Origin of the sequence: Lacrimispora sp. (assembly GCF_047605665.1) — a bacterium.
Lineage (GTDB): Bacteria > Bacillota > Clostridia > Lachnospirales > Lachnospiraceae > Lacrimispora.
Genome location: NZ_JASGFH010000020.1, coordinates 81,704 through 88,224, shown reverse-complemented (window position 1 = coordinate 88,224; position 6,521 = coordinate 81,704). Strand labels below are relative to the sequence as shown.

Genomic DNA, 6,521 nt, shown 5'->3' with positions numbered 1-6,521 from the left:
TCTGAAAGAAGTTTTTTGCCGCCTGTTTCAGCGGCGAGTTATATCATAACAAAGGGGGAGGGAAATGTCAACAACTTTTTTTCAATTTTTTTGTTTATTTTGAAAAACGTGATTTTCACAACAATTCCTACATTTAATTGGAGCCTGATCTTCCTAATTGCAAAGACCAGGCTCCAATTAAAAGTCAGTTTTTCTTAGCACAGCATTTCTTATGTTTTTTCCCGCTTCCGCACGGACACGGATCGTTGGGATAGACTTTTTCGATGTTTTTCCTTTGGATCGATTTATCTTCTAATCCCCTCATCACCATTTCATAAGGCTTATGGCCTCTGTTGAGCACCATCCGGGTGTGATTCCAGACATCATTGATAATAGGAGAAAAGGCTTTTGTCTGTTCGTCGTTTTCAAATACAACTTCTGCCTCTTTTAAATCGTCAATCACATCCTGAATCTGCCCTCCGGTGCTGAGTTCTGCCTGGACCTGGTGCAGAATATACGGAATCCGGTCTTTCGGAACATTCATTTCATCAGAAAGGAACTTGCCGAGACGGTCTAATTCCTCTGTCATGATAAAGCCTGAGTTGTCCGCCATGGAACGGATTTCCGGCTGGGTGGGAATATAATAGGGAACTTTCTTCTGCATTTTCAGCAGTTCCTTAAGGCCGTTCTGCTCCATCAGAGCGCCGTCTGCAAAGCTGCCGTCAACGTAAACAACCAGACAGCGGTATGGCAAAAGAAGCTCATAGGCCTGAAGCAGCTCTTCCAAAGTGAGCTTGCTGCTTTCGTACTTATTAAATGTTTCCAGCACGACAGAAGGAGGGGTCACTGCATACAGGGAATTGGCTGCCAGAAGGTAGTCCCCGATTTTACTGAGGCGCCTGCGCTTTTCTTCAAATTCCGGTGTACTCCACTCTTTATATGCTTTTATCACTTCTTCTGACGCTGCAAAACCGCCCTCAGCTTTGGCTGTCACATAGCCGCCTGCATAAAGAAAGTCCATTTCCAGCTCAGAATCCAAAACCGTACGGTTTCCTGCTGCAATCTGCTCAAACAGTTTGATTTCAGAATCACGGGCACAAAGGAAATAAGAGCTCATGACTTCCTTATCTAAAATGTGGGCTATGATCTGTTCTGCCAGCTCTTCCTTTTTTAATTTGGAAAGTCCGCTCATGCGGTGTCTTCTGCCGATCTCCAAAAGGCTGTTTTTGTCATAACACTCGTAAATGTCCCTGATATGAACCTCTTCCTGGCCCTGATTTCCATTCCGGCTCAGGAGTTTATTGACATCATCCACATCATAAGACTTTATCTTTTTTGATGACTGTTCTAAAAGCTCATAGTACCCGGCCATGTCTTTGCAGCTTTCCGGAACGGAATCCCCTTTGAACTTGATGACCCTGGCAAAGCTTTCCTTATAATCTGTCGCCCCGTCTTCTGCCTGGATGCTGTACTCCCAGTTATTACAGGTATATATAAATTTATTAGCGCCTGATACCAGTTGATCGATGACGGTATGGGCCAGTCTATATTCAAAATTTTGAAGTCTGTCCTCTTCACCCGGAGCAACCCGTACCCCTTCGGACCGGAATTCAAATTCATACAGGTGATCATCGGTCCGGTCAAATGCGGTCTGAATAATCCTGTGCAGGTCTTCAAACGTAATGCCTTCCGGTATGAGAACCCTCCTCCAAATCGGCGGCTTACTCCCTTTGATCGTGATTTTCAATTGATATGCTCCCATGAAAACGTCCTCCTGTTTCCTTCCGTTCCTATGCGTTTTAATTAAGGAACGTTTCTTCTTTCTTCCTTTTAAGATCAAGTGTACGTTACAATTTACCACATTCCCGCCCATTCTGTCCAGTCCATCCCTGCTTTTTTTATAAATCAGGTCGATTTTTATGATTTTATTCGAAATAACAGCTTTACAAAAGCTTTACATTTTCTATACAGAAACATGATATCAGGAATTTTCAGAGACTGATATACTTCATCATGTAAGCGAAAGCAATTTTTTGAGAAAAGAGGAGAATAATGATGAAAAAAAGAGATTTCAAAGTATTTGCACTTTTAGGCGCAGCATTTTTGATTATGGGAAACTTGGCCGGATGCGGCAGCAATAATACAGAGACACAGGCTTCAGCAGCCGGAACATCTGCCGGAACCACTGCAGCCGCTTCCAGCGAAGAAGCAGCCGCTGATTTAAAGGGTTCTATCAGCATGGTAGGTTCCACTTCTATGGAGAAGTTCGCAACTGCTTTAGGTGAAGTTTTTATGGAAAAATATCCTGACGTTACAATCCAGACTGAATTCATCGGTTCCGGTGCAGGAATTGAGGCAGCCGGAAACGGTTCTGCAGATATCGGAAACTCTTCCCGTAACTTAAAGGACGAGGAAAAGGCAAAGGGCATCGCTGAAAACATCGTTGCAATCGATGGAATCGCAGTGATCACCAGCAGTGACAATACAGCCGAGAACCTGACAAAGGATGAACTGATCAGCATTTACAACGGAACAATCACCAACTGGAAAGATGCAGGCGGCGCTGACCAGCCAATCGTTGTCATCGGACGGGAAGCCGGTTCCGGTACAAGAAGCGCATTTGAAGAGTTGTTAAAGCTGGAAGACGCATGTAAGTACAGCAACGAGTTAGACAGCACCGGTGCCGTTATGGCCAAGGCAGCTTCTACTCCAGGCTCCATCGGATATGTTTCCTTAGACGTTCTCGATGACACGGTAAAAACTTTAAACCTGGAAGGTACAGCCCCTACTCCGGAAAACATCAAGGCCGGTTCTTACTTCTTAAGCCGTCCGTTCGTTATGGCTACTAAGGGAGAGATTTCTGAGCAGAAGGATGTAGTACAGGCACTGTTTGAGTTTATCCAGTCTGACGAAGGAAAACAACTGGTTGAATCCGTTGGCCTGATTCCTGCTAACTAATAAAAAATGACATTTACAGAGGGATACAGCAGCCAATTCAGTTGTATCCCTGTTTTACGAAAGGAGCTTGTTTATGCAACCAAAGTCTTATTCCATATTCGGAGGACAGGGAAGCAAATCAGGAGTGGAAAAAACTGCGGAAGTCATCTTTACTGTCTGCGGTTTCTTTGCCGTTCTGGCAGTTGCTTCCATCAGTCTCTACATGCTTCTCAGCGGTACTCCGGCGCTTTTTAAGGTGGGAATCCTGGATATTTTATTTGCTACCGTCTGGCAGCCTCAGGCAGCAGTGCCTGGCTTCGGTATTCTCTATGTTATTTTGACCTCTATCGTGGGAACGGCCATGGCAATTTTCATCGGAGTTCCCATCGGAGTCATGACCGCTGTTTTTCTGGCTGAAACTGCTCCTCCAAAGCTGGCAGGGGTGGTGCGCCCGGCAGTGGAGCTGCTGGCAGGCATTCCTTCTGTCGTTTACGGACTCCTTGGAATCCTGATTTTAAACCCTCTTATGTATAAGCTGGAATTAAAGGTATTTGCAGGCTCCTCTACCCATCAGTTTACGGGAGGCGCAAACTTAATTTCTGCGGTTCTGGTTCTGGCTTTGATGATTCTTCCTACGGTAATCAATATCAGTGAAACTGCCCTGCGCTCTGTACCGGGGCATTTAAGGAGCGCTTCCCTGGCTCTTGGGGCCACGAAAATACAGACGATCTTCCATGTGGTGATTCCGGCTGCAAAGTCAGGCATCATCACTTCCATCGTGCTTGGAACAGGGCGGGCCATCGGTGAGGCCATGGCCATCAGCCTGGTTTCCGGAAGCGTGGTGAATATGCCTCTTCCATTTAATTCGGTCCGTTTCTTAACAACTGCCATTGTATCGGAAATGTCCTACTCTTCCGGGCTTCACAAACAGGTACTTTTTACCATCGGACTTGTTCTGTTTGCATTTATCATGATCATTAACGTTTCCCTCAGCAGGCTGTTAAAGAAATCTGCAGTAGAAGCAGACCGGCCTATAAAAGCCAGGGGGAGTTTAAAGAAAGGAGAAGAACGCCATGACCGGTAATTTAGTCATTCCAGCCCAGCAGAATCCTGCTACTTCATACAGCATTTACAACCGGAAAACCCGTGTTTCCGATATGGTTCTGACAGCACTCATTTATTTGTGCGCTTCTGTCTCCATCCTGGTGTTAATCGGAATTATGGGCTATGTATTCGCCCGCGGAATTTCCCAGATCAATGTGGAATTTTTGACCACTGTTCCCAGCACCATCAAAGGAACCTTTGGTATTATCGGAAATATTGTAAATACTTTATATATTGTTATCATCACATTGCTGATCGCCACTCCTTTGGGCGTGGGGTCTGCCATTTATTTAAATGAATACGCAAAAGGAGGCAGGGCTGTCCGTGTGATCGAGTTCACAACGGAAACCTTATCAGGCATTCCTTCTATCATCTTCGGTCTGTTCGGCTACGTATTTTTCGGAACCACTCTGGGGCTTGGATATTCCATTCTCACCGGTTCCCTGACCCTGGCCCTTATGATCCTGCCTCTTATCACCAGAACCACCCAGGAAGCCTTAAAAACGGTTCCTGAAAGCTACCGGTCCGGCGCTTTGGGCATCGGGGCTACCAAGTGGTATATGATCCGGACCATTCTTCTTCCCAGCGCCATGCCCGGCATCGTTACAGGTGTCATTTTATCCATCGGACGAATTGTGGGAGAATCCGCTGCCCTTCTCTTTACGGCTGGAAGCGGCTATCTTCTTCCAAAAGACTTTTTGGGAAAAATCTTGGAATCCGGCGGAACTCTGACGATTCAGCTTTACTTATCCATGCAGAAGGCCAAATATGACCAGGCATTTGGAATCGCAGTTGTTCTTCTGGTCATTGTACTGGCAATCAACGGACTGGCAAAGTTCCTCTCCCATAAATTCAATACGGAGGTCAAAGAATCATGAGTACAAATACGGTAAAAATTTCAACGAGCAATTTAAATCTTCATTACGGTACAAACCACGCTTTAAAAAATGTGAGCTTAGATCTTTATAAAAATAAAATTACCGCTTTTATCGGACCTTCCGGATGCGGAAAATCCACTTATTTAAAAACCTTAAACCGGATGAATGACCTGGTTCCCGGCGTTGTGATCGAAGGGGATGTGCTGTTAGATGGAGAAAATATTTACGATCCAAGAGTGGACACCACCCTGCTGCGCAAAAAGATCGGTATGGTATTCCAGCAGCCTAATCCATTTCCCATGAGCATTTATGACAATGTGGCTTACGGCCCCAGAATCCACGGGATTAAGAACAAATCAGAGCTTGACGCCATTGTGGAAAGAAGCTTAAAGGGCGCGGCTCTCTGGGATGAGGTTTCAGATCGTTTGAAAAAATCAGCTTTGGGCCTTTCCGGTGGCCAGCAGCAGCGCCTTTGTATTGCCCGTGCGCTGGCTGTGGAGCCGGAGGTTCTTCTCATGGATGAACCAACTTCTGCCTTAGACCCTATTTCCACCTTAAAAATTGAGGACTTAATGGATGAGCTGAAGGAAAAATATACAGTCGCAATCGTTACCCACAACATGCAGCAGGCCACCAGAATTGCTGATTACACTGCATTTTTCCTGGTCGGAGAAGTGGTGGAATACGCGCCTACCACAGAGCTGTTCACCGTGCCCAGAGACTCCAGAACCGAGGACTATATTACAGGACGCTTTGGCTGATCCAGCTTATTTATGAAAGAGAAGGAGAGACGAACATGTCAATGAGAGTTAATTATGAACATGAATTAGATCTTTTAAATAACGATATTAAGGAAATGGGGAAGCTGGTTGAAACCTCCATTGAGCAGTGCTTTATCGCTTTTGAGGACCAGAATTTTGAAAAAGCAGAGGATATCATCAAAGGAGACCGGACCATCAATGACTTAGAACGCTCCATCGAAGCCCGCTGCCTTTCCCTGATCCTGCGCCAGCAGCCGGTTGCCGGGGACTTGAGGGTGGTTTCCAGCGCCCTTAAGGTGGTGACTGACTTAGAGAGAATCGGCGACCATGCTTCTGATATTGCAGAACTGGTGCTGCGCTTAAAGGGAGAACACGTTTACCATGTGATCCGCCACATTCCGGCCATGGCTGCGGCTGCAAAGGAAATGGTCCACGCTTCTATTGAAGCTTTTATCAACCAGGATTTAGAGGCTGCAAAGGAACTCCAGAAAAAGGATGATGTGGTGGATGAACTGTTTGGCAAGGTGAAAAATGATGTGGTGGAGTTATTAAAACAGCCCAGCGAACACATTGACCAGTGCATTGATCTGCTGATGGTTGCAAAGTATCTGGAGCGCATCGGAGATCATGCGGTCAACGTATGTGAATGGACGGAGTTTGCTAAGACAGGGGCTTTGAAGAATGTGAGGATTCTGTAAGGAACGCTGAAAATATCAATACAAAAGCCATGCGTTCTTCACCGGAGAAAGCATGCAAGGCATTCAGGAATACACCGCAGGTACGGTGTTGTAGTTTGTTCTATAAAAATCAGGGCAGAAGGAATGTTTTTATCCTTCCGCCCTGATTCTATTTACATAACTCT

The 6,521-nt window shown here is 45.7% G+C and carries 7 protein-coding genes; 6 read left to right on the top strand and 1 reads right to left on the bottom strand.

Annotation, left to right across the window (positions count from 1 at the left end; genetic code table 11):
• On the top strand, positions 1-198 hold a 198-nt coding region (locus QM657_RS15860), incomplete at its 5' end, for a hypothetical protein (RefSeq protein ID WP_415067676.1).
• On the opposite strand, the gene QM657_RS15855 is transcribed toward QM657_RS15860, so the two are convergent.
• Positions 185-1,741, bottom strand: a complete 1,557-nt coding sequence (locus QM657_RS15855; RefSeq protein WP_415067675.1) for an IS1096 element passenger TnpR family protein — start codon at positions 1,739-1,741, stop codon at positions 185-187. The genes QM657_RS15860 and QM657_RS15855 overlap by 14 nt on opposite strands.
• A 293-nt stretch (positions 1,742-2,034) precedes the next feature.
• Between QM657_RS15855 and QM657_RS15850 the strand changes: the two genes are divergently transcribed.
• From QM657_RS15850 to phoU, 5 genes are all read left to right on the top strand, one after another.
• On the top strand, positions 2,035-2,937 hold the full coding sequence (locus QM657_RS15850) for a phosphate ABC transporter substrate-binding protein (protein ID WP_415067679.1): 903 nt from the start codon (positions 2,035-2,037) through the stop codon (positions 2,935-2,937).
• Positions 2,938-3,010: 73 nt separating this feature from the next.
• Positions 3,011-4,000 carry a phosphate ABC transporter permease subunit PstC gene (gene pstC / locus QM657_RS15845; protein ID WP_415067674.1) on the top strand — a complete coding sequence of 330 codons (990 nt, stop codon included), beginning with the start codon at positions 3,011-3,013 and terminating at the stop codon, positions 3,998-4,000.
• On the top strand, positions 3,990-4,898 hold the full coding sequence (pstA, locus tag QM657_RS15840; RefSeq protein ID WP_415067673.1) for a phosphate ABC transporter permease PstA: 909 nt from the start codon (positions 3,990-3,992) through the stop codon (positions 4,896-4,898). The genes pstC and pstA overlap by 11 nt, the downstream gene beginning before the upstream one ends.
• On the top strand, positions 4,895-5,659 hold the full coding sequence (gene pstB, locus QM657_RS15835; RefSeq protein WP_415067672.1) for a phosphate ABC transporter ATP-binding protein PstB: 765 nt from the start codon (positions 4,895-4,897) through the stop codon (positions 5,657-5,659). Before pstA ends, pstB begins: the two co-directional genes overlap by 4 nt.
• 35 nt (positions 5,660-5,694) lie before the next feature.
• Entirely contained in the window at positions 5,695-6,357 is a 663-nt protein-coding gene (phoU, locus tag QM657_RS15830; RefSeq protein WP_415067671.1) for a phosphate signaling complex protein PhoU, read from the top strand.
• The last annotated feature ends 164 nt before the right edge of the window (positions 6,358-6,521 follow it).